Raw genomic sequence first — 23,889 nt, 5'->3', positions numbered from 1 at the left:
GCGGGGATGTGCGGGATGTGACAGCGACGTGCCGATGAGCGGCTCCCACCGATCGCGGCCCCTCCCGGGCCTGCCGCCATTCCTGCGCCGATCGCTCCCGCGGGGCCGGGGTGGACGCCGGCTGTCACGGCCTCCCCCGACGGCCGGTGACGGGGAAGGCGGCCACGGCCGGCGGTTCTGCGGCGGCTGCCGCGATCGCCACGCCCAGTGACCGGTCGAACCAGTCCAGCAGGTGCAGGGAGCCGAAGCGGCTCGACGTGCGTCCCCCGCCGGCGTTCCGCTCGGTGGCGGGGTCGAGCTCCACGCGGGTCAGCCCGTCCAGGCTGACGACCCCGACCTTCACGAGGCACTCCTTGCGCACCCAGTGGCGAAGGAACGCGGTCGGCGGGTCCTCCGCCGACCGGACCCGCGCCAGCTCGGCGGAGGTGAGCGCGTAGTCCATGGCGGCCGGGGTGGCGTCGTAGGTGTTCGCGCCCTCCACGTCGACGCCGATGGGCCGCCGGTCGGCACCGGCGGCCACCGCCCCGCGGGTGTGCGCGAGACTGACGTGCAGGTCGGGCAGGCCGGCGATGGACGGCCGGCCGTGCTCCGTCGACCCGCAGTCCGGACACCGCTGCACGAGCTCCAGCGTGGCCACGGGCCGCCCCGTCAGCGCCGCGGCGCAGTATCGGGCGAGCAGATGTGCGGCGGCATGGGCCTCGCGGTCGGCCGGAAGCCGCAGTGCGGCGCCACGCCGTCGCTCGCTCTCCGCGAGGAGGTGTTGATCCCCCGCCTCCAGCACCGCGGCGGGCCGGGCGACGAAGACCAGTGGTCGGCGAAGTGGTGCCCCCGCTACGCCTGTGCGGTCCATGCGCTCCTCCGGTCCTCGTCGTCGACAGCCGTGTGCACCCGGGCTCATGAGCAATGCGTGAGCATTCAAAAATAAAAGGTGGTATTGCGCTGAACTCCCGTCCAGCCATATGACCGACAGCAATGATGCGGTGATTCTAAGTGACGAAACGGCCGATTGGTGGCGCAAAGCAGTTGGCGATCTCGCGCCGTGTGGAGACATTGTGCAAATGATCGGATCGGGTCGTAATCTCGGGTGGTTCGGTGATCAAGAGGGCTGCAGAGAGTGAATGAATGACGACGCGTAGCGACGAGTGGGACTTTTTCTCGACATTCCCGGGAGATGTTGAGCAGGACACCAGGACTACCGCTCCCTCCGACACCGCCGTCTCGTACCGGCTGCACGACAACTTCGCGGCCGAGATGTCCGGCCAGCGCTCCGGTTGCACCCGGTTGAGCCGGTACTTCGAGCGCGCCTGCGACAACCATCCGTCGGCCACCGCGCTCGAGGTCGAGGGCGAGCGCCTCTCCTACGCCGAGCTCGACCAGCGCGCGAACCGGCTGGCGAACCTCCTGATGGCCCGGGGTGCGCACGTCGGTGTCCGGGTGGGCATCCTCCTCCACCGCTCGGTGGACACCTACGTCGCCCTGCTCGCGGTCACGAAGACCGAGGCGACGTTCGTCCCCATCGACCCCGAGACGCCCGCCGACCGGCTGCAGTACATCACCGAGGACTCCTCGGTGAGCCTGCTGGTGACGCACACGTCGTTCGCCGCGTCCTGTGCCGCGCTGCCCAGCGAGAGTCTCTACCTCGACGAGCTGGGGCCCGAGCTCGCGGTCCAGTCGAGCTCCCGGCCCGGCGTCGAGTCCGACGGCGACCCGGTCTGCTACATCATCTACACGTCGGGCTCGAGCGGTCGCCCCAAGGGTGTGGAGATCACCCAGTCGAGCATCTGCAACTTCATCGGCATCGTCCCGGTCCTGTACGGGGTCGAGTCCACCGACCGGGTCTACCAGGGCATGACCATCGCCTTCGACTTCTCCATCGAGGAGATCTGGCCCACCTGGGCCGTCGGGGCGACGCTCGTGGCCGGCCCCACGGACGGCCGGCGGATCGGGTCGGGGCTGGCCGACTTCCTCGAGGACAACGAGATCACGATGATCTACTGCGTCCCCACCGTGCTCGCGACACTCGACCGCGTCCTCCCGCTGATCCGCACGGTCAACGTCGGCGGCGAGGCCTGCCCCCGTGAGCTGGTCGACCGCTGGGGCCCCGGCCGCCGGATCCTGAACACCTACGGGCCCACCGAGACGACCGTGACGTGCACGATGGCCGAACTCCGGCCGGGCAAGCCGGTCACCATCGGCCGCCCGCTACCGACCTACCGGGTCACCCTGCTCGACGACGACCGCCAGCCGGTCCCTGCGGGAGCCGTCGGCGAGATCTGCGTCGGCGGTCCTGGCGTGGCGCGCGGCTACGTCAACCGCCCTGATCTCACCGCGGACCGTTTCATCCCCGACCCGCGGGGGATCCCGGGCGAGCGCATCTACCGCACCGGCGACCTGGGCCGCTTCCTCCCCGACGGGGAGCTGGAGTACCTGGGCCGCGCGGACAGCGAGGTCAAGGTGCGGGGCCACCGTGTGGACCTGCAGGAGATCGAGAGCGTCCTGCTGGAGCACCCCCAGGTGACCGGTGCCGTCGTCACCCTGCTGGCCTCGGCGGACACCGGCGGGGATCTCGCCGGGTACGTCATCCTGCGGGATGCGGGGGTGGCCGACGAGCTCCTCCCCGAGCTGCACGAGCAGCTGGCGGCCCAGATGCCGCCCTACATGGTGCCGTCGTACCTCGACGCGGTCGCCTCGATCCCGATGCTGCCCAGCGGCAAGGCAGACCGCGGCCGGCTGCCGGCGCCCACCCGGCCCCGGCTCATCCGCACCGCCGGCGAGCACCAGTCCCCGGAGACGCCGGCGGAGGCCTGGATCGCCGGTCTGTGGGAGGAGACGTTGGGCCTGCCGGCCGGTGCGGTCTCCGTGGAGGCCAACTTCTTCGAGGCGCTGGGCGGGCACTCGCTCGTCGCGGCGAACGTCGTCTCCGCCATGCGGGAGAGCGACCTGGGCTCGGGGTTGTCCATCCTCGACTTCTACCGCCACCCCACCGTCCGCGCCCTGGCCACCTTCCTCGAGGACGGTGACCGGGACCAGGCCGGCGGGACCGTGACCCTCGAGCCGCGGGAGCCCCGGCCGGAGCCGCCCTCCCGGCAGCGGGTTCTCGGTTTCGGGACGGCGCAGTTCTCGGTCCTCTACGCGATCATCCTGCTGTTCCTGCTCCCCGTCGGCGTCCTGTACGGCCTCAGCGACGGGCAGCCCTCACTCGGCCTGATCATCCAGCTGGCGATCGCTCTGCCGGTGTTCTACCTGCTGTTCCGCTGGGTCCTCCCGGTCGTCGGCTCGCGGGTGCTCTCCCGTGGCCTGCGCGCCGGTGACCACCCGCTCTGGAGCGGCATGCACCTGAGGGTGTGGACCGTGCAGAAGCTGATGTCGATCTCTCCGCTCACCATCCTGAGCGGATCTCCGTGGGCGGTGACCTACCTGCGGCTGGCCGGCGCGCAGATCGACGACGAGAGCCACATCGGGACGGCGAACATCTCGCTCCCGTCGTTCCTTCGGGTGGGCCGCGGCGCGACGATCGGGTACGGGGCGCAGCTGCACGCGCACCGCGTCGCCGAGGGCATCGTGACCATCGGCCCGGTCACCGTCGGTGCCGGCGCCGTCATCGGGTCCGAGAGCGTGCTGGAGTGCGACTCGGAGGTCGGCGAGAACGCCATCCTCAGCGACCAGTCGCTGCTGACGTCCCGGCGGAGCGTTCCCGCGGGCGAGACCTGGGCCGGGTCTCCGGCGAAGCCGGCGCCCGACACCATGGACCCGGTGGTCGAGCTGATGGCCGGCTGTGCGGACGCACCCCGGACGTGGTCCAGCCGGCTGCTGGCCGGCTTCGCCGGAGGCGTCCTGTTCCTCGAGGCGATGCCGTTCCTCATCATGCTGCCGATCGTGGCGGTCGTGTGGTGGACCCTGCTCTCCTTCGGCACGCTGGCAGCTCTCCTGGTCACCGCGCTCTCCGGCCCGCTGTTCGTGGCCGCCTCCTGCGCCCTGATCCTGGGCAGCCGCCGCCTCGTGCAGCCGGAGACCCCGGAGGGTGTGCACCACCTGCGGTCCCAGCTGGGCCTGGAGAAGTGGCTGGGCGACAAGCTGCTCGAGCAGAGCCTGCTGTTCAACAACACGATGTACGCGACGCTCTACACGCCGCTGTGGCTGCGGGCGATGGGGACGAAGGTCGGCAAGGGCGCCGAGGTGTCCACGATCGCCAACATCGACCCGGACCTGCTCACCCTCGGCGAGGGCAGCTTCGTGGCCGACATGGCCAGTGTCGGGAGCGCGACCTACGCCAACGGTCACGTCGCCTTCCGTCGGACCGAGATCGGGTCCCGCGCCTTCGTCGGGAACGCCGCCTTCATCCCGTCGGGCTCGCACCTGGGCGACGACTCACTGGTGGGGGTCCGCACCGTTCCCCCGACCGGCCGGACCGAGCCCGGCACGGCCTGGCTGGGATCGCCGGCGTTCTACCTGCCCCGTCGGGAGATGTTCGACGAGTTCACCGAGGCCGAGACCTTCGCGCCGCCGAAGGGGAAGGTCCGGGCCCGGTACGCGATCGAGGGTCTGCGGATCGTGCTGCCGAGCTCCCTGCTCGCCGTCGCGATGTTCGCGACCCTGTACGGGCTCTCCTCGCTGGCGGCCTCATGGAGCACGGTGGCCACGGTCCTGCTCGCGCCGCTGGTGGCCCTGGCCTCCAGCGTCCTGGTCGTGTTCCTGGTGGCTGCCCTCAAGTGGGCTCTCGTCGGCCGCTACCGGCCGCGGGTGCGGCCGCTGTGGAGCGGCTTCGTCCGCCGGACGGAGTTCGTGACCGGCATCTACGAGGCCGCGGCGGTGCCGGCGCTGCTCACCTTCCTGACCGGAACCCCGCTGCTCGGCCCCGCACTCCGGCTGTTCGGTTGCCGGGTCGGCCGGCGGACGTTGATCGACACGACGTACGTCACCGAGTTCGACCTCGTGACCATCGGGGACGACGTCTCGGTGGGCACGAACGCGTCGCTGCAGACCCACCTGTTCGAGGACCGCGTCATGAAGATGGACCACGTGATCCTGCGTGACCGCGCCACGGTCGGTGACAAGGCCGTCGTCCTGTACGGCTCCGTCGTGGAGGAGGACGCCACGCTGGCCGCCCTGTCGCTCGCGATGAAGGGGGAGGTGCTGCCGAGGGAGACCACCTGGTGCGGCATCCCGGCGCAGAAGGTCGGTCGGGCGCCGACGGTTCCGCCGGCGCGCCAGCGGCGCCGCGCGTCGGCCGGGGCGACGGCGGCCCGGCGATGACGTCGAGCACGCAGTCCTCGCTGCCGCACGCCTGTGAGCCGGCCCCGTCCGGCGACGTCTCCGGGACCCCGTCGAGCACCGCGCCGGCCCAGCGGTCGAGCGCCCGCCTGGTCGGCATCGACGCCGCCCGCGGTATCGCGCTGTTCGGCATGATGGCCGTGCACAACATCGTGGCCGTCGAGGACGACGGGGAGGCCTCGCTGGCCTGGACGCTGGCCGCGGGCAAGTCCGCGGCGCTGTTCGCGCTGCTGGCCGGCGTCGGCGTGGCGTTCGCCACCGGCCGGCGGCGGCGGCCGACCGCGCGGACCTGGCCCGGCTACGCGGCCGCGCTCCTGGTCCGGGGGCTCCTCATCGGTGCCGTCGGGCTGCTCCTGGGCTCCGTGGTGCCCGCTGACTTCGCCGCGGTGATCCTGCCGTACTACGCGCTGCTCTTCCTGCTCGCGATCCCGCTGCTCGCTCTGTCCGGCCGCGCACTCGTGGCGCTGGCCGTCGCGATCGCAGTGGTCATGCCGGTCCTCAGCCACCTGCTGCGGGCGGGGACGGAAGTGCGGCGCACCGTGCCGAACCTGACGTTCGGCGATCTGGTCGGTGACCCGGGCCAGGTGCTGCGGGAGCTCGCGCTGACCGGCGTGTACCCGGCGCTGCCCTGGATGGCCTACCTCTGCGCCGGGCTGGCCGTCGGGCGTGCACTGCTGTCCTCGCGGCGCACGGTCGCGCTCATCACGCTGACCGGGGCCGGGCTCGTCGTGGCTGCCCAGACGATCTCGTGGTTCTTCCTCGACGTCCTCGGCGGCCGTGCCGACCTCGAGGCGGTCGCGAGCCGGTCGATGACTCCTGACGATCTGGCCGTGGTCATGGCGGTCGGGTGGACCGGGACGACGCCGACGGACACCGGCTGGTGGCTGGCGACAACGCTGCCGCACTCCACCACACCGCTGGATCTGGCCTTCACCATCGGTCTGGGGCTGGTCGTCCTCGGCTGCGCCATCCTCGTCGGCCGCGCCACCAGCGCCCTCCTGCGACCGCTGGCCGCGGCGGGCAGCATGACGCTCACGCTCTACTCCCTGCACCTGCTGCTGCTCAGCTGGTCGGGGATGCCGGGTGGGCCGGAGGGGCTGCTCATCCAGACGGCCCTCGTGCTGGCGTTCGCGCTGCTGTGGAGCCGGTCCCACGCGCGGGGGCCACTGGAGGAGATCGTGGCCCAGGCCACCGGTGCCGTGCGTCGGAGGGTGCAGTCGCGCACGGACTGGAAGCGGGCGGCGATGGCCGGCACCCCGCACGGCGGCGTCGGTGGGCCCTGACCTCCGTGGACCCGCGTCCAGCGGCAGGAGCCTGGCGCTGGTCTACCGCGGTCCGGCGACGACACCGGGCTGTCCCGAGGCCGTCGCCGCCGCACTGCGCCGGAGCCGGTGGGACCTCGACGTCCGGTTCGTCGGGCCTCGGGAGGAGCTGCCGCTGGAGCCGGGCGTGCTCGCCACCGCCCGGCTCTACGCCCAGCCCGGCGGGGGCGAACTGCGGCGGGCGTACCGGAAGATGCGGGGCTCGGCGGAGGCCATCCGGGAGTTCGTCCGCTCCGGCGGTGGCTACCTCGGGTTCTGCCTGGGCGGGTACCTCGCGGGCGAGACCCCGGGCTTCGGGCTGCTTCCTGGGGACACCGACCAGTTCATCTCCTCGCCCGGGGCCCGGCCGGACCACGACGGCGACAGCGTGGTCTCCCTGACCTGGGAAGGACGCCGTCGCCACGTCTACTTCCAGGACGGGCCCTGGTTCGACCTGGACCCCGCACGAGGACCGGCGGAGGTGCTGGCGACCTACGACAACGGGTTGCCCGCGGCGGTCGTCGCACCGTTCGGCCGGGGCGCGGTGGGCGTTGTGGGTCCGCATCCCGAGGCCTCGCCCGACTGGTACGCCGACAGCGGACTCCCGGTGCCGGACGACGTCCGTGCCGACCTCACCCAGGACCTGGTCGACCGGGTGCTGCAGGCCGGCCGGATCGCGCGGCGCGTGGACTGACCGGGGGTGGGGGAGCGGTATCCCCCCGAGATGACGGTGGGCGCTCCCCCGCGGGGAAGCGCCCACCGTCGTAGTCCCTAGGAGGCGTCCATCAGCTGGCCCACCGTCCGGCCGAGCCGGCCGTCGAGCGCGTGGCCGACACCGTTCGGGTAGTCGCCCGACGTGACGACGCCGCGGCCGGCGTAGAACCGCTCCCCGGCCTGCGCCCCCCAGGAGGCGGTCAGCGGGACGGCGGTGTCGGCGGTGCCGGTGAACCAGTGGCCGCGGACGCCGGTCATGCTGGCGGCGGTCAGGCCGGACGCGTTGCCGGCCGGTGGGCCACCGCCGCCGAACACCACCCAGCCCCCGCCGAGGCGCATCAGCTCCGGGTGCTGCGGCACCAGGAACCTGGTGATCTCCTGCGCACCGGAGGAGAAGCCGCTCAGCCACACCTCGGTGACCGGGTAGCCGGCGAGCTGCCTCTCGATCAGCTCGGCGAGGAAGTCGGCGTAGCCGCTGGTGTCACCGGTGTGCCAGCACTTGCAGGACTGGTTGGGGCTCTGCACCGCGAGCGTGATCGCGTTGCGCGCCTTGGCGTTCGCGACCAGCCCGGACGAGCCGCCCAGCGCGTAGGAGGAGCTCGGGTTGTTGATGCCGTACTCGCCGGTGCCGTCGAGGTAGACGACCAGGCTGACGGGCTTCGCGGGGTCGATGCCGCCGGCGTAGAGCAGGTAGCGCCCGGTGTGCCCGTTGCGGGCGGTGAACGACTGCCGCGGCTGGTCGGCGAACGAACCGCCCGCGCCGCCGGAGGAGCTGCCCGCGGCGGCCGGTGCGGCGGCGGCCGGTGCCACAGCGGGGGCGGGGGCGGGGGCCGGGGCCGGCCGGCCCGACGAGCTCCGCTTCCGGCGCACCGGCTCGGCGGTCGCGACCGCCTGCGACGTTGCGGGCGCCACCTCGGCGGGGGCGGCTACCGCCGCCTGCTCACCGGCGTCCTCGGCCTGCTCACCGGCGTCCTCGGCCTGCGGCTCGGTGGTCTCGGCTACCTGGGCCTCGGGCTGTTCCTGTGCCGGAATCTGGACCGGCGCCGTGGCCGACTGCACCTCCGAGGGGACGGCATCGCTCGGAGCGGTCGCCGCGTCCCCGAGTGAGAGCGCTTGGCCGACCTCCGGCCGGCTGGTCACATCGGTGCTCCCAGCCGTACCAGCGGCATCGAGACCGAAGTCGGCCGGGCCGCAGGCCGTGGTCAGGGAGACGAGGGCGGCGGCCGCGAGCAAGCGGGCACGGCGGCCGACCACGGAATGGGAAGTGCGCACGAGTGATTCCTCCGGACGTCCGATCGCCTGTAGCAACGGACTGTGATTGCGCTGTGACTCATCGAGGCTGACACATACCGTCCGCATCTGCTAGGTAACAGCGAGGTCACATTCGTCCCATCTGCGCCATCCGTCCCGCGTGCATCACAACCCCTGCCGATAACCGATGGCCGAACTGTCGTCACCTGCCGACCGTGCACCGGCCGGGCAGGCAGAATGGAAGTTCCGGCCGGAGCCCCCGGCCGCCCAGTACTCGAGGACAGGGATGCGCACAGGTCGACGGTGGTCCACGGCTGCCCTGGCGTCTCTGGTGCTGGCGCTCAGTGGCTGCACCACCGGGGCGCGGGACGACGCCGGGCCAGGACGCGGCGAGTCGGTGCCGGACGACGACGGCCCGAGACCCGGAGAGGCGGCGGTGGACGTCGCCGAGCCGTGGCCCGACCGGCCCGTGGTGGACCTGCGCTTCGAGGTCGCCGCGGACCTCGAGTCAGTGGCCGGTCGTGAGGTCGTCGAGTTCACACCGGACCTGGACACCTGCGAACTGGTGTTCCGGTCCTGGCCGAACAAGCCGGCCACCGCGAGTGCAGGTAGCTCTCTGACCGTGTCGCGGGTGCAGGTCGACGGCCGCGATGCGGCGTTCCTCGACATCGTCGCCGGCGCGCCGGAGGACGCACCGGCCGGGACCCTGGTGGAGGTCCCGCTGGCCGACTGTCTGCGAGCGGGGGAGGCCGTCACCGTCGACATCACCTTCGACCTCGAGCTGGGGGAGGAGGTCAACGAGCGGGTCGGGATGTCCTCCGACGCGGAGATCGCCTGGTTCGCCACGGCCTTCCCCCTCCTGGCGTGGGAGCGGGGCCGCGGCTGGGAGCGCGGCCCCGCGGTCCCGGTCAACGGCGAGACGGCCGTGAGCGAGGACTTCCTGCTCGACTCCCTCGAGGTGGTCGCATCCTCCGGCTACGAGGTCCTCGGCACCGGGGAGGCGCTCGGCACGGACGAGGGGCCGGACGGGACGACCGTCCACCGCTTCGCCGCCCCGGCGGTCCGGGACGTGGCCGTCGCGGTCGGGGACCTCGACGTGGCCGAGCGGACGATCGACGGGCTTCGCGTGCACGTGGGGCTGGACCAGGAAGTCGGCGAGGCGGACGCCGACGACTGGCTGGATCAGATCGAGGAGTCCACCGGCGACCTCGTCGACCTGCTCGGCCCCTTCCCCTACGACGACCTGTGGGTCGTGGTGCTCTCCAGCCAGACGAGCGGCATCGAGTTCCCCGGCGCGATCCAGTTCGGCGACGTCGACCCGGACGAGCGACGTGGTCTCGTGACGCACGAGCTCGCGCACATGTGGTTCTACGGCTTGGTGGGCAACGACCAGGGCGAGCATCCGTGGCTGGACGAGTCGTTCGCGACGTTCGCCCAGTCGGTGGCCGACGGCGACGACACGCCCTTCGCCCACGGGTCGGGGGAGGACGCCCCGCCGGTGGGCGGGTCCATGACGTACTGGGCGGCAGAGTTCCGATGGCCCAGCAGGGCTTACTACGACACCGTCTACACCCTCGGCGGGGCCGCGCTCGTGCAGGCGCGGGAGCAGGCCGGTGACGACGTGTTCGACGCCGCATTGGCCGACTACCTGGCGGCGAACGCCTACTCCATCGCCACCCCGGACGACGTCCGCGAGGCGTTCGCCGACCTGCCGGAGGTTCTCCGGGTGCTGCGCGAGGTCGGGGCCCTGTCATGACATCCCCGGCCTGACCCCGGCCGACCGAGCGGGGAGGAGGCGCTCGCACCCGGGGCGACCCGGGTGGGGCGCGGATCCCCAGCGGCGGGCAGGCACCACGAAATTACTCACGGTAACCGCGCGTAGGGAATGGTGAAATTCACCCGTTCGGGTGTTCGACGCCGCACACGATGAGCGCGATCCGTGTGGACGGCGCGCTCACCAGCAGAAAGGGTCATTGCGTGCGGAATTCCCGAATGAAGACCTTCAGGATCGGCAGTTTCCTGTTCGAACCCGCACATGGACAGCGTACATCCGAGTACTGTGACTCAGCGTGAGCGCAGGGCGGACGGTCGGGGTCTTCACCACCAACCGTTGTCCGGCTGCGCCCGTGCTGTGGAGCCGGCCGGTGCTGGCCGGGCAGCGGGCTCGCGCGCTCGTGCTCAACTCCGGCGGCGCGAAGCCTGCACCGGGCCGGAGGGTTTCGCCGACACCGGGATGCTCGCGCCGGCCCCGGCGACGATGCTCCTCCTCACCACCGACGCGATCGGCGACCCCCGTGCGGGTGTCGACCTCACTGGCCCGGAGAACACCATCGACGTCGGCCTGAGGGCCGGCGGCGAGCAGGCCACGATCTGGACCGACGACCTGTCCATCGCCTACGTGCACGAGAACTCGGCCTCCTCCACATGAGCATCCATCACGCGCAGGACCCGACCCTGTCCGACGTCCGGGCCGACCAAGCCCTGCCCGGGGCGCCGTCCGGCTTCCGCGCGGACGTGCCGCCGTCCGACGCCGGTCCCGACGAGCAACCGACCCGGCCGGTGCGCCGCCGGGTCGGTAGCACCCGCGTCATGCGCACCCACGATCCCGAAGGGGATCGGCTCAAGGCCGCCGTCCTCACCGGGGCGCTGCCGTGGCTCAGGGAGTTCCACGGCCGTGTGATCGTCGTCAAGTACGGCGGCCATGCCATGGTCGACGAGGAGTGCCGCCGGGCCTTCACCGAGGACATGGTGTTCCTGCGGACCTGCGGCATCCTCCCGGTCGTCGTGCACGGCGGCGGTCCGCAGATCACCGAGATGCTCGGCCGGCTGGGCATCCTCAGCGAGTTCCGTGGCGGTCTGCGGGTCACCACCCCGGAGACGATCGACGTCGTCCGCATGGTGCTCACCGGCCAGGTCGGCCCCGACATCGTCGGCCTGATCAACCAGCACGGCCCGATGGCCGTGCACCTCTCCGGCGAGGACGGCCGTCTGTTCACCGCGCAGCGGACGGCAGTGGTCGTGGACGGCGAGCCGGTCGACGTCGGGCTGGTCGGCGACGTGGTCGCGGTCGACACCACCCCGGTCACCGCGCTCCTCCAGGCCGGCCACATCCCCGTCGTCGCCAGCGTCGCCCCGGACGCCGACGGCGTCGTGCACAACGTCAACGCCGACACCGCAGCAGCCGCGCTGGCCGCGGCGCTGGGCGCGGCGAAGCTCGTGGTGCTCACCGACGTCGAAGGCCTCTACGCGAACTGGCCGGACCGGGAGTCCCTGGTGCAGAAGATCGACACCCGCGAGCTCGCCGAGATCATTCCGGACCTGCACTCGGGGATGATCCCGAAGATGGCTGCCTGCCTGCGGGCGGTCGAGGGCGGGGTCTCCCGGGCGACCGTCATCGACGGGCGGGTGCCGCACGCGCTCCTGCTGGAGACCTTCACGACCGAAGGAACCGGCACGATGGTCCTCCCGAGGGTCGACTCCGCGAGCCCGGCCCCGGCCGGCAACGGGGAGGTCGTGCGGTGAGCCGCACGGAGGTGCTGGCCGGCCGCTGGTCGGCGGTCCGCGTGAACGACTGCTTGGTGATGGCCTCGACGCCCCCCGGGGTGCGCGTGTCTCCTACGGGCCCTACGGGGACACCGGGGCAGACGCCCAGGTCGACGCTGTCCTCCTGGCCGCCCTCGACGCCCGCGCGGTAGCAACCGGCCGTCCGGTCGAGAAGCTCGCCGGCGGTCCGGGTGTGCGTGGCGGGCGGACGTCCGTGCTCCACGCCGAGATCGTCGCCGACGACGTCCGGGTCGGCTGACCAGCTGGTGGAAGCCGGGAACGGGGTGGCGGTGACCTCCGGAACGAGGTGATCGTCGTGGAGCTGCTGTCCATCGGTGTGTCAGGACGGCCGCCCCCGGGGTAGGTGCCCGCCAGCCGAGTCCGGGCCGCCCCCCGGGAGAGGCGGACGGCGCCGGACTTCTTCCCAGATGAGGCACTGATGCATGACGACCGCGGCATCGCATCGCCGGCGCGCGACCGCGCCGCCCGACGTTTCGTCGTGACCGACAACCGTGTCACTGGCCCCGGGGAGAACACCGCCGCCGTCGAGCGCGTCCCCGCCGCGTTCGACACCACGGTCATCGTCCCGACGTACAACGAGGGCGCCAACATCGGCCCGCTCGTCGATCGGCTGGCCGCGGCCCTCCGCGGGCGCAGTGCCGAGGTCCTGATCGTCGATGACAGCACGGACGACACCCCGATCCAGGTCGCCCGGGTCGCTGCCGACGCCGACCTGCCGGTGCGCCTGATCCACCGGGAGGGCGAGGACCGGGTCGGTGGGCTGGCCGGTGCGGTGACGGCCGGCATCCTCGCCTCGGACAGCGACTTCGTCCTGGTCATGGACGGCGACCTCCAGCACCCGCCGGAGATGGTGCCCGACCTGCGCGACGCGGCCGACGACGTGGACCTCTCCGTCGCGTCCCGCTACGGCGGCGACGGCGACTCCTCCGGCCTGAGCAGCAGCTACCGCCGCCTGGTCTCCAGCGGCAGCACCGTCATCGCCCAGGCGTGCTTCCCCCGCCGCGTCGGCCGGGTCTGCTCCGACCCCATGACCGGGTTCTTCTGCTTCCGTCGGGCCGCGGTCGACATGGGCCGCCTCCGGCCGCGCGGATTCAAGATCCTCTTGGAAATCCTGGCCCGGCACGACCTGCGGGTGCGCGAGCTGCCCTTCACCTTCGGCGACCGGCTGGCCGGCGACAGCAAGGCGTCGTGGCGCAACGGCGCCCAGTTCGCCTACCAGATGGCGAGCCTGCGGATGGGCCGGCTGAGCCGGTTCGCCGCCGTCGGTGCCCTCGGGACGCTGGTGAACCTCGCCGTCATGGCGCTGCTGGTCCGCGGGCCGGTGGAACTCAACTACGTCGTGGCCGCCGTTCTCGCTGCCGAGGTGTCGATGCTGCACAACTTCGTCCTGCAGGAGCGGTTCGTGTTCCGGGATCTGCGCGACGGCGTGCGCCGCCGGGGACGCCGGCTGGCCCAGCACTTCGCGTTCAACAACGCCGAGGCCTTGCTGCGGCTGCCGTTGCTCGTCCTGCTGGTCGAGACGATGCACCTCTACGCGCTGCTGGCGCAGGCGGTCACGCTCGCCGTGGCCTTCGTCGCCCGGTTCCTGTTCGTCAGCCGGGTGATCTACCGGCCGCACCGGTCGGTCCTCGGGTCGGTGCGCGCCCGGGAGACGGTCGGGGCCTGACCCGTTCCGGCGGTCCAGGCCAGCAGCTCGTCGGCGGGCCGGGTGTTGATGACCCGGTGCAGTGCCCGAGGACGTCGGTGTGCGGGTTGGCGACGGCGGCGAGCATGCGGGCCGTCATGGCCGTGGCGTCCGCCCGCAGGTCGGAGTGCACGCTGGCCAGACCACGTCGAGCGTTCGCGACCGTCAGCCGGGGGGAGCGATCGGTCAGCGCCAGGTACTCATGGCCCAGGGCCATGGCGGCCTGGCCATCTCCCGGATCGGGCTGCCACCGTCGGACCAGTCGGAGTGCGCGTGCAGGTCGCCCCGGAGCGCGGCGCGGAAGGCGGCGACCTCCTCGGCGGCCGGGAGCTCACCGGCACAGGCCTCCTCGAGCTCGGCCAGGTACTCGGGCACCTCGCCCGCGTGCGCTGCACGGTGGCGGTCAACCCGCCAGCCGTCATCGTCTCGGTCCTGTGCCGCACGCGCTGGGCGCAGTGGTCGCAGATGCGCCCGCGCCGGCTACCGCGTCGGTGACTGCCGCAGCGTCGCGGCAGTGGTTGATACTGCCCAGATCGACCGCCGCGACCGCACGAATACCCTTGAAGACCTCAAGGGAGTCGGCTACGAGTCGCCGTCCGCCTGACACATCCTGCTGGCCAATGGTGGGTCGACGAGTGATCCAACCACCCGTGGTCGAGCCGCCGGGCATGGTCGACCCTCGTCGTGCCGCTGGGTGAAGTGCTGGGCCTGAGTCCCGTGGCTGCGACCTCGGTGGCTGGGGGAAGGCGGTCCAGCCCGCCAGTCCGATGATGACAGGACACGCCGGCCAGTGAGAGAGAGATCATACTTCGATCATGTGGCGACTTGCCGCACCCGCCCGGCTACGTCGCGTTCCAACGCGCGCGACACGCCGGACCGCGCCGGCGCGAAGCCCGCGGTCCCCGTGACTGTCCGTCACGTCCCTCATCGGCGTCACCCATTCCCGGGCGCCGCCATGTGGCATGTCCGTCTGGGGACGACGAGTGTGTGGCACGACCGCAACGGAGCGGCGTGTGCTCGAACAACTCCACCGCCTGCCGCCTGTCGCCTGTGTCACCGATCCGGATCCCTTCTCGCGCCGCCACGGCGGGCGTGTGGGCGGTGAGTCCGACCGCCCTGCTCTGAATGAGGATCCCCATGCGTCCGCTGCTTCCCCCGCACGTGCCCGATGGGCTCCAGCGACCGGATCGAACGGTCGTCATGGTCGGCAACGTCGTCGCCGACCACCGAGAGCGTGTGGGGCAGCCCTGCCGGTACCGGTCCGCCCGGGCCGGCTTCGACACGACCGTCGTCGTTCCCACGGTCAACGAGGGCGCGAACGCCGCACCGCTGGTCGAGCGCCTCGCGGCGGCCATGCGCGGGCGCAGGGCCGAGATCCTGTTCGTCGACGACAGCACCGACGACACGCCCCAGCAGATCGCCCGCCTCGCCGCGCACGCCGATCTGCCCGTGCGGATGATCCACCGGGACGCCGAGGAGCGGGTCGGTGGCCTGGCCGGTGCGGTCGTCGCCGGCATCTCCGCGTCGCGCAGCGACTTCGTCGTCGTCATGGACGGCGACCTGCAGCACCCGCCGGAGATGGTGCCCGCGCTGCGCGACGCCGCCGAGGACGTGGATCTGTCCGTCGCGTCCCGCTACGGCGGCGGGGATTCCTCCGGGCTGGGCAGTACCTACCGCCGCTGGGTGTCCACCGGCAGCACGGCCATCGCCCAGGCATGCTTCCCGCGCCGGGTCGGCCGGGTCTGCAGCGACCCGATGACCGGCTTCTTCTGCGTTCGCCGCTCGGCGATCGACCCGTCGGCTCTCCGGCCGCGCGGCTTCAAGATCCTGCTCGAGATCCTCGCGCGCCACGACCTGCGGGTCCGGGAACTGCCGTTCACGTTCGGCGAGCGCGCGGCAGGGGAGAGCAAGGCGTCCTGGCGCACCGGTCTCCGGTTCCTCCGCCAGCTGGCGAGCCTGCGGCTGGGCCGGCTGAGCCGCTTCGCAGCCGTGGGGGCGCTCGGCACGATCGTGAACCTCGCGGTGATGGCGCTGCTGCTCGCCGGCCCCCTGTCGGTGAACTACGTCGTCGCCGCGATCGTCGCCGCCGAGGTCTCGATCCTGCACAACTTCGTGCTCCAGGAGCGGTTCGTCTTCCCGGACCTGCGCGACGGCGCACACCGCCGGACGCGCCGGCTGGCCCAGCACCTGGTGTTCAACAGCGTCGAGGCCGGGATCCGTCTCCCGTTGCTCGTCCTGCTCGTGGAGACCGTGGGCGTCTGGCCGCTCCTGGCGCAGGCGGCCACCCTCGCCGCCGCCTTCGTCATCCGGTTCCTCTTCGTGTCCCGCGTGGTCTACCGCCCGCGTCGGCGGCGTTCGGCCCCGGCCCCCCTTCGAGAGACCGTGGAGGTCTGACCATGGCGATCCTCTCCGGACTCCTCGTCCTCATCGCCCTTGCCCTGCTCGTCATCGCCAGCACGACCCTGTGGTGGCAGATGCACGCCTGGATGTCCCCGCGGTCCTTCGAGTCCGTCGGCTTCCGCGTGCCCGGGCGCGCGAAGTACTCCTTCAGCCTGATCGTGCCCTGCCGCGAGGAGAGCGAGGAGGTCATGCGGTCCACGGTCGAGCGCCTGCTGGCCCAGGATCACCCCGACTTCGAGGTCATCTTCTCGGTCGGGCACGACGACGCCAAGCCGATGAGCGATGGCCTGAACACCGTCCAGATCGCGGAGAAGCTGGCCCGGCGGTGGCCGACCCGGGTTCGGGTCTCGATCAACTACGACACGGTCAAGAACAAGCCGCGGCAGCTCAACACGTCGCTGCTGGACTGCACCAAGGACGTCGTCGGCATCATCGACGCCGAGTCGCTCACCCAGCCGGGCCTGCTCCGGCACGTCGACGCGACCTTCCAGGACACCGACGCCGACGTCGTCCAGGGCGCGGTGCACCTGATGAACTACCGGGACTCCTGGTTCAGTCTCCGCAACTGCATGGAGTACCGGATCTGGTTCCGCTCCCGGCTGCACGGCCACGCCCTCTCCGGCTTCATCCCGCTGGGTGGCAACACCGTCTTCGTGAAGCGCGAACTGATCGAGCAGGTCGGTGGCTGGGACGGCGACTGCCTCGCCGAGGACTGCGAGATCGGCGTCCGGCTCTCGGCCCTGGGCAAGAAGATCGTGGTCGGCTACGACCCGGCGCTGGCCACCCAGGAGGAGACGCCGGAGCGCATCCCGCAGCTGATCAAGCAGCGGACCCGGTGGGCGCTGGGCTTCATGCAGGTCCTGGCCAAGGGGGAGTGGAAGCGGCTGCCCACCCGGTCGCAGCGGTTCCACGCCTGGTGGACGCTGGTCCAGCAGCACGCGGTGGCCTTCTCGGGCGTCGTCCTGCCGCTGGCCATCCTGACCGGGGTCCTCGCCAGCGTTCCCCCGCTGGTGGTGCTGATCACCCTCCTGCCCTTGGCGCCGACGGTGACCATGCTCGGCTTCGAGATGCTCATCCTGCGCGAGTGGAGCCAGGAGATGGGGCTCGAGGTCCGGTTCCGCGACTATCTCCGGCTGCTCGTCTCGCTGCCCTTCTACCAGCTGCTGCTGGCCATCGCGGTCCTCCGGGCGATCTGGAAGTACGTGACCGGCGACTTCGCCTGGGAGAAGACCGCCCACGCGGGCTCCCACATCACCCCCCAGCTGTCCGTCGTCCCGAACGAGGAGCGCGCCGCATGACCACCGTCCTCGAACGCCCCGACGTCGTCGAGACCGACCGGACCCCGGCGCCGCCACGCCCGCGCGGCGCGCTGGGGCTCCGTTCGGAGCGCCTGCTGGTCGCCCTCGGGCTCCTGGTCGTGGGGGTGGCCCACTCGCTGAACCTGGCCGGCTGGCCGCGCTACTGGGACGACGAGGGGACGTACTACTCCCAGGCGTGGTCGGTCGCCAACCTCGGCGCGCTGTCGCCCTACACCTACTGGTACGACCACCCGCCGGCGGGTTGGCTCCAGATGGCGCTGTTCACCTGGATCCCCGACGCGATCCTCGACGGCACCAACTCCTCGGTGCTGGCCGGCCGGATCGTCATGGTCGGCTACACGCTGGCGACGGCGCTGCTCACCTATCTGCTGGCCAAGCGCGTCGGCATGGCCCGGGGCTGGGCGCTGGCCGCGATGCTGCTCTGGGCGGTCAACCCGCTGGTCCTCTACGAGGGCCGCCAGGTGTTCCTGGACAACGTCGCCCTGCCGTGGCTGATCGGTGCCTTCCTGCTGGTGCTGAGCAAGGACCGACACCTGGGCCACCACATGGCCGCCGGCCTCTGCTTCGGCGTCGCGGTGCTCAGCAAGGAGACCACCCTGGTGTTCCTGCCGGCGCTGCTGGTCGGCCTCTGGCAGTCCGCGTACCGCCCGACGCGGCCGTTCGCGGTCATGGGGTTCTCCGCCATCACGGTGATCTCGGGCTCGATGTACCTGCTGTTCGCGCTCATCCGCAACGAGCTCTTCCCGGGCCCGGACCACGTCTCGGTCTGGGACGCGCTGGCCTTCCAGCTCGGCGGCCGGGAGGGCTCCGGCTGGCTCCTGGACCCGAACGGCCCGAGCGACGGCGCCTACGACTCCTTCACCGGCTGGCTCCAGCTCGACAGCGGTGTGCTGGTGGTGGGTGGCGTCGCGGCGTCGCTGGCCGCCCTCGCCGTCCGCCGGCTCCGGCCGCTGGCCATCGGGGTGCTGGTCGCCGCGCTCGTGGCCCTGCGCCCGGCCGGCTACCTCCCGCAGATGTACGTCGTCGCGGTCCTGCCCTTCGCCGCTCTCGTCCTCGTCGGCCTCCTCGACGTGACCTGGAAGTGGCTCATGCGGGCCCGGAGTGTGCCGGCGCGGGCCGTCTCGGGCGCGGCACTGCTGCTCGTGCTGGCGGCGGCCGCGCTGCCGCTCGCGAACTGGCGGTACAACTACGAGGCGGCCTGGACGGCAGACACCAACGACGTCCGCGCCGACGCCCTCGAGTTCGCCGAGGCGAACCTGCCGCGCGAGTCGACGGTCGTCACGGACAACGCGTTCTGGAACGATCTGGTGGACGCCGGCTGGGACTCCGAGGACGTCCTGTGGTTCTACAAGGTGGACTCCGACGGCGCGGTCACCGAGCAGGTGGGCGGCGACTACACCGGCATCGACTACCTCGTGTGGTCTGCGGCCGCCGCCAAGAACGCGGGCCCGATCGTGGTGGAGGCCTACGAGCACAGCGAACTGCTCTGGACCGACGGCACGGGCGAGGCCCAGGTAGAGGTCCGCCGCGTCCGCTCACTCGCCGAGCAGGCAAAGATCCAGGCTGCGGAGGCCGAGGCCGAGCGTCAGCAGCTCGAGGCCTTCATGGCCGCACCCAGCGCGGAGTTCCCCGAGCTGACCAATGGTCAGATCGAGGGTATTCGCGTCGATCGCGCCACCATGTCCGTGGCGCAACTGGCGGACAAGTACGCCACCGCCGAGGAGACGATCACGTCGATCCTGGCGACGGACGACTGACCAGTTCCGGCCCGGCGCGATCCTGCGCCCGGCCGGCGTCCCGCCCCGTGCCCCCGTCCGCGTCCAGCGGACGGGGGCACGGTGCTGTCCGGCGGCCGACCGATGGGTGGGGAGGGACGGTGCCAGCGCTCGTCGGAGGTAAGAGTTCGACCCGCCCGGTGACATTGCGGATTTGTTCCGTTACGGTTCGCAGGTGCCCTCGCCACTACGCCACGTAGTCGAATCGTCGCTCGAACAGGCTGACCCGCCGACTGGCGACCTGTCCGTCCGGACGTCCTCGTCAGGGGTCCCGGCGACGTCGCACCGGGCCGCTTCCGCACGGGCCCCGATCCCCCGGCGGCCGTGGCGGTCACTGCTGGCCGCCGCCGTCGTCGTTCCCGGGCTGGTCGCCTGCACCCCCCTGGTGGGTCCGACCCAGCAGGCGGCCGACGACGCGCCGGTGGCACAGGCTGCGGCGGCGGACGCCCCACCTGCGGGCACGGGCGCACCCGGGCCCGCAGCGCCGCTGGAGCCGGAAGGGCCGGTCGTCGGCGAGAAGGCGCCGACCGAGACCTACGTGGCCGATCCGGCACTGCCCTCCTCCGGAGTGGGAACTGACACCGGGCTCGGCGCCGGAGCGGACGTCCAGATCCTGCCGGCGCGCGACGCCGGGACGCCCGGCTCCGCCGCGGGCGGTCCGGAGGTCAATCCGCTCGCCGGGGACACGTTCTACGGCCCGAACGGCGAAGCGGCCGCGGCTGCGGCGAAGCTGCAGACCAGCGATCCCGCGGGCGCGGCCCTGCTCGCGGAGCTCGCCGGCGTATCGAGCGCGACCTGGCTGGGAGCCTGGAGCGGGGACGTCGCCTCCGCGGTCCGGCAGCGGGTCGAGGCTGCCCGGGCGGCCGGCGCGGTGCCGGTCTTCGTCGCCTACAACGCGCCCGGCCGCGACTGCGGCGGGCACTCGGCCGGGGGTGTGTCGTCCCCGGCGGCGTACGCCGCCTGGGTGCAGGGAATCGCGGACGGGATCGGCTCCGCGGAGGCCGTGGTCATCGTGGAGCCGGACACCCTGGCGCTGCTCTGCGGCGACCCGGCGGAGCGGTACCGGATGCTCGCGTCGGCGGTCGACGTGCTCGAGGGCAACTCCGGCACCCGCACCTATCTCGACGCCGGGCACTCCAACTGGATCGGCCCGCAGGAGATGTCCCAGCGGCTGCGCGCCGCGGGTGTGGACCGGGCGGACGGCTTCGCCCTCAACGTCTCCAACTTCGAGACCACCGCGGACAACGTGGCCTACGGCAACGCGCTCTCCACCGAGCTCGGGGGCGCCCGCTTCGTCGTCGACACCAGCCGCAACGGCAACGGTCCCGGGACGGACTGGTGCAACCCGTCCGGACGTGCGATGGGGGAGCGCCCGACCAGTTCCACCGGCCACCCCCTCGTCGACGCCTACCTGTGGGTCAAGACCCCCGGCGAGTCCGACGGCACCTGCAACGGTGGCCCGCAGGCCGGCGTCTTCTGGCCGCAGTACGCCCTCGCGCTCGCGCGCGGGTGACGTTCGCGCGCCGGGGCGGGTGACGAGCCGCCGGCCCGGCGCTCAGGATCCCAGGGGCGGGCAGCCGCCGAGCGTGTCGTCGGTCAGCACCAGCCGGCCCAGTGCATTCCAGGCGGCGCCGTAGTAGGTGTCGGTGACCTCGTCGATCTGCGCGGCGTCGGCCAGCTCCCGCGCGGCGCGGTCCTGGTCGCCCTGAACCGCGGCGACCGCGGCCTGGGCCATGGCTGAGACGACCGAGTCGTAGTCGACGATCGGCTGCCCACCCAGGTCCAGCCGCGCCGTGTCGCCACCCCGGCTCAGCGGATCGGCCAGCGCGGCGACCAGGGCTCGGTCGCCCGGTCGGCAGGACTCGGCGAACCGCACGGGCATGCGCGCGGCGTCGTAGCCGTACAGGACCCGCTCGCCGCGGCCCAGGGGCCCGGGGGTGGCCTCGACGCTGCCGTCCTCCCACACCTGCGCCCAGTCGGGCGGCAGCGCCCCCAGCTGCAGCAACGACGCGGTCACCGTCCGGGTGCCGGCGTCCAGCTCGGCCCAGCGCGGGTCGCCCGACGCCGCGGCCAGCACGGCGCTCGCCGCAGGGGACGGGTAGCTGGGGTTGTAGGCGTACGGCGCACTGGTCGCCCAGTTGCCGGCCACCATAACCCGGCCCGCACCGGTCTCCACCGTCTCCAGATCGAGCACGGCCTCTCCGAGCGCGACCCCCTCGGCAGTGAGCTGCGGGTCGTCGAAGGTGGCACCCGCGATCACCAGGGCCCGGGCGGCGTCCAGGTCGGAGTCCGACGCCGAGGACGGATCGGCGACGGTGCCATCGGCCCACCGCCAGCTGAGCAGCCCGTCGGGGCGGCGGAGGTTGTCCTCGGTCCACGACCACACCGCGTCGAAGGTCTCGCGGTCACCGATCGCCGCGGCGACGAGCATGGCGTAAGCCTGGCCCTCGCTCACGGTGTCCCCGCCCTCGTCCCGGCGGACGACCCGACCTTCTCCGGTGACGTAGTCGGCGAGGAACGCCTGGCCGGCGTCCTCGGCGCTCAGTGCGGAGGGGACGGCCGGCGCGCTCCTCACGACGGCCGCGCCATCGCCCGAAGGGGAGGACGTGCAAGCCGCGACGGATGACACGGACAGCAGGACGGCGGCGGCCACGGTCCGCGCGGACGACATCACGAATGGTCCCTCACTTCCGTGCCCCGGCCCGGACGGGACCATGACTGCTCCAGGTGATGCGCCGCTCGGACGAGCGGTCGAGGCTGCTCACATCATCGTCCCGCCCGTGCCCGGCATGGCTCAGCGCAGTAACCATGGCCCCGAGGTGCGTGACTCCGGAGGGTGAGGATCGCAGTGGTCCTGGTTGCCCTCGTCGGTGTGTTGCGCGGAATGGCGGCGCACGGGAGCGCGAACTGCAACCGCTCCTGCCATCCGGCGTGGCGCATATCTCCCTGTGGCCGGACCAGGGCCCGTCGAGTTGGCTCGTCAGGTCCAGGCCAGCAGGTCGTCGGCGCTCCGCGTGTTGATGACCCGCTCGACCGGCACGCCGCACTCGATCGCCCGTTCGCAGCCGTTGTACTGCCAGTCGAGCTGGCCGGGCGCGTGGGCGTCGGTGTCGATGGCGAACTCGCAGCCCAGTTCCACGGCGAGGGTGAGCAGCCGGCGGGGCGGGTCCAGCCGCTCGGGACGGGAGTTGATCTCGACCGCGGTGCCGTGCTCGACGCAGGCGGAGAAGACGGCCTCGGCGTCGAACTGGCTCTCCGGGCGCGGTTTCTGCGTGCCGTTGCGCTGCTTGCGGCCGATCACCAGCCGGCCGGTGCAGTGCCCGAGGACGTCGGTGTGCGGGTTGGCGACGGCGGCGAGCATCCGCTCGGTCATCTGCGCCGCGGGTGCCCGCAGGTCGGAGTGCACGCTGGCCACGACCACGTCGAGCCGGCCGAGCAGCTCGTCGGTCTGGTCCAGCGTGCCGTCGACGTTGATGTCGCACTCGATGCCGGTGAGGATCCGGAACGGGGCGAGCTCGGCGTTCAGCTCGGCGACGACGTCGAGCTGCCGCTCCAGGCGCTCGGAACTGAGCCCGTTGGCGACCGTCAGCCGGGGGGAGTGGTCGGTCAGCGCGAGGTAGTCATGGCCCAGGGCCATCGCGGCCTCGGCCATCTCCCGGATCGGGCTGCCGCCGTCGGACCAGTCGGAGTGCGCGTGCAGGTCACCGCGCAGCGCGGCCCGGAACGCGGCGACGTCGTCGGCCGCGGGCAGCTCGGCGGCGTACGCCTCCTCCAGCGTCGTCAGGTACTCGGGCACCTGGCCCTCGTGCGCCTGCACGATCGCGGTCGCCGTCTTGGGGCCGATGCCCTTGAGGTCGGTCAGCGTCTTGGTGCGGATACGGCGGTCGAGTTCGGCGTCGTCGAGGCCGTCGACCACCGCCGCGGCGCTGCGGTAGGCCGCGACGCGGTAGCTGGCCTCGCGGGCGCGCTCCAGGAGGAAGGCGATCCTCCGGAGCGCGGCCGCGGGCGGCAGCATGGTGCTCAGCTGAACACCTTCAGGGCTCCCTTGCCAGTCCTCTTGCCGGCCTTGCGGGAAGTCTTCTTCTGGGCCTTCAGCGCGCGCTTCTGGGCCTTCTCGTAGTTCTTCTCCGTGGCATCGGCGGCCCGCTTCGCCGCCCGGCGCGTGCGGTAGCCCACCGACGGCTTGCCCTCGGTGTCGACGGCGGCGAGCAGCAGCCCGCCCAGCAGACCGGTGTTCTTCAGGAAGTTCGAAATCTGCCCGAACTGCTCCGTCGGGTCGTCGTGCTCCCAGAACCGGTGGCCGGCCAGGGTGGTGGGCACGATCGATGCTGACAGCACGATGGCGGTCAGCCGCGGGAACTTGTTCAACGCGAACAGCGAGCCGGCGGCGACCTTGATCGCGGCGTCGACCTTCACCCACTGCTCGACGTCGCGGGGCACCTCCACGGGGAGCTGCTTGTCGGCGGTGTCGGCGATCTTCTCCACCACGGGGGCGGCACCCGGCACGCGGTCCTGCGGCTTGCGCAGCGTGCTGACCCCTCCGTAGACGAAGGGAGCGGCGAGCAGGGGCCGGGCGATCCGGCGAACGAGCATGGTGACCTCTTTCCTCG

At 72.1% G+C, this 23,889-nt stretch carries 17 protein-coding genes and 1 pseudogene; 12 read left to right on the top strand and 6 right to left on the bottom strand.

Annotated elements, in window-relative coordinates:
• Positions 1-124: 124 nt before the first annotated feature.
• On the bottom strand, positions 125-850 hold the full coding sequence (locus ACI791_RS05800; protein WP_456585168.1) for a 4'-phosphopantetheinyl transferase family protein: 726 nt from the start codon (positions 848-850) through the stop codon (positions 125-127).
• 272 nt (positions 851-1,122) lie between these two features.
• Between ACI791_RS05800 and ACI791_RS05795 the strand changes: the two genes are divergently transcribed.
• The 3 genes from ACI791_RS05795 to ACI791_RS05785 are packed head-to-tail and all read left to right on the top strand — an operon-like array spanning position 1,123 to position 7,266.
• Positions 1,123-5,253, top strand: a complete 4,131-nt coding sequence (locus tag ACI791_RS05795) for a Pls/PosA family non-ribosomal peptide synthetase (RefSeq protein ID WP_456585167.1) — start codon at positions 1,123-1,125, stop codon at positions 5,251-5,253.
• Positions 5,250-6,554 carry a heparan-alpha-glucosaminide N-acetyltransferase domain-containing protein gene (locus ACI791_RS05790; protein ID WP_456585166.1) on the top strand — a complete coding sequence of 435 codons (1,305 nt, stop codon included), beginning with the start codon at positions 5,250-5,252 and terminating at the stop codon, positions 6,552-6,554. Before ACI791_RS05795 ends, ACI791_RS05790 begins: the two co-directional genes overlap by 4 nt.
• Positions 6,544-7,266, top strand: coding sequence for a BPL-N domain-containing protein (locus ACI791_RS05785; RefSeq protein ID WP_456585165.1), 723 nt, complete (start codon positions 6,544-6,546; stop codon positions 7,264-7,266). The genes ACI791_RS05790 and ACI791_RS05785 overlap by 11 nt, the downstream gene beginning before the upstream one ends.
• A gap of 77 nt (positions 7,267-7,343) precedes the next feature.
• Here ACI791_RS05785 and ACI791_RS05780 read toward each other — a convergent pair whose 3' ends face one another.
• Positions 7,344-8,558, bottom strand: coding sequence for a hypothetical protein (locus ACI791_RS05780; RefSeq protein WP_456585164.1), 1,215 nt, complete (start codon positions 8,556-8,558; stop codon positions 7,344-7,346).
• Between the two features lie 265 nt (positions 8,559-8,823).
• Here ACI791_RS05780 and ACI791_RS05775 point away from each other — a divergent pair, with 265 nt between their 5' ends.
• From ACI791_RS05775 to ACI791_RS05755, 5 genes and pseudogenes are all read left to right on the top strand, one after another.
• Positions 8,824-10,293 carry a M1 family aminopeptidase gene (locus ACI791_RS05775; protein ID WP_456585163.1) on the top strand — a complete coding sequence of 490 codons (1,470 nt, stop codon included), beginning with the start codon at positions 8,824-8,826 and terminating at the stop codon, positions 10,291-10,293.
• A 313-nt stretch (positions 10,294-10,606) separates the two neighbouring features.
• Positions 10,607-10,687, top strand: a pseudogene (locus ACI791_RS05770) (hypothetical protein); the annotation flags it as partial.
• Between the two features lie 83 nt (positions 10,688-10,770).
• Positions 10,771-10,965 (top strand): hypothetical protein, encoded by a 195-nt coding sequence (locus ACI791_RS05765; protein ID WP_456585335.1) that lies wholly within the window; start codon positions 10,771-10,773, stop codon positions 10,963-10,965.
• The gene (argB, locus tag ACI791_RS05760) at positions 10,962-12,059 is read left to right on the top strand and encodes an acetylglutamate kinase (RefSeq protein WP_456585162.1); all 1,098 of its coding nucleotides are present in this window, start codon (positions 10,962-10,964) and stop codon (positions 12,057-12,059) included. Before ACI791_RS05765 ends, argB begins: the two co-directional genes overlap by 4 nt.
• 520 nt (positions 12,060-12,579) lie before the next feature.
• On the top strand, positions 12,580-13,767 hold the full coding sequence (locus ACI791_RS05755) for a glycosyltransferase (protein ID WP_456585161.1): 1,188 nt from the start codon (positions 12,580-12,582) through the stop codon (positions 13,765-13,767).
• Positions 13,768-13,971: 204 nt separating this feature from the next.
• Here the strand turns inward: ACI791_RS05755 and ACI791_RS05750 are convergent, their stop codons facing one another.
• A complete protein-coding gene (locus tag ACI791_RS05750) occupies positions 13,972-14,160 on the bottom strand; it encodes a hypothetical protein (protein ID WP_456585160.1) in 189 nt (62 codons plus the stop codon).
• Between the two features lie 762 nt (positions 14,161-14,922).
• Between ACI791_RS05750 and ACI791_RS05745 the strand changes: the two genes are divergently transcribed.
• The 4 genes from ACI791_RS05745 (at position 14,923) to ACI791_RS05730 (ending at position 20,792) form a co-directional block, all read left to right on the top strand.
• Positions 14,923-16,179 carry a glycosyltransferase gene (locus ACI791_RS05745; protein ID WP_456585159.1) on the top strand — a complete coding sequence of 419 codons (1,257 nt, stop codon included), beginning with the start codon at positions 14,923-14,925 and terminating at the stop codon, positions 16,177-16,179.
• Positions 16,180-16,181: 2 nt separating this feature from the next.
• Positions 16,182-17,483: a glycosyltransferase gene (locus ACI791_RS05740; RefSeq protein ID WP_456585158.1), complete on the top strand. Its 1,302-nt coding sequence runs from the start codon at positions 16,182-16,184 to the stop codon at positions 17,481-17,483.
• Positions 17,480-19,261: a hypothetical protein gene (locus tag ACI791_RS05735; RefSeq protein WP_456585157.1), complete on the top strand. Its 1,782-nt coding sequence runs from the start codon at positions 17,480-17,482 to the stop codon at positions 19,259-19,261. Before ACI791_RS05740 ends, ACI791_RS05735 begins: the two co-directional genes overlap by 4 nt.
• A 403-nt stretch (positions 19,262-19,664) precedes the next feature.
• Positions 19,665-20,792, top strand: a complete 1,128-nt coding sequence (locus tag ACI791_RS05730; RefSeq protein ID WP_456585156.1) for a glycoside hydrolase family 6 protein — start codon at positions 19,665-19,667, stop codon at positions 20,790-20,792.
• A 42-nt stretch (positions 20,793-20,834) separates the two neighbouring features.
• Here ACI791_RS05730 and ACI791_RS05725 read toward each other — a convergent pair whose 3' ends face one another.
• The 3 genes from ACI791_RS05725 to ACI791_RS05715 form a co-directional block, all read right to left on the bottom strand.
• Positions 20,835-21,854, bottom strand: coding sequence for a glycosyl hydrolase family 8 (locus ACI791_RS05725; protein ID WP_456585155.1), 1,020 nt, complete (start codon positions 21,852-21,854; stop codon positions 20,835-20,837).
• Positions 21,855-22,259: 405 nt separating this feature from the next.
• On the bottom strand, positions 22,260-23,294 hold the full coding sequence (locus ACI791_RS05720; protein ID WP_456585154.1) for a PHP domain-containing protein: 1,035 nt from the start codon (positions 23,292-23,294) through the stop codon (positions 22,260-22,262).
• A gap of 5 nt (positions 23,295-23,299) precedes the next feature.
• The gene (locus ACI791_RS05715; RefSeq protein ID WP_456585153.1) at positions 23,300-23,872 is read right to left on the bottom strand and encodes a hypothetical protein; all 573 of its coding nucleotides are present in this window, start codon (positions 23,870-23,872) and stop codon (positions 23,300-23,302) included.
• Between the last annotated feature and the right edge of the window lie 17 nt (positions 23,873-23,889).

Source organism: Blastococcus sp. SYSU DS0973, assembly GCF_054051055.1.
This window is presented reverse-complemented; position numbering and strand designations above follow the sequence as displayed.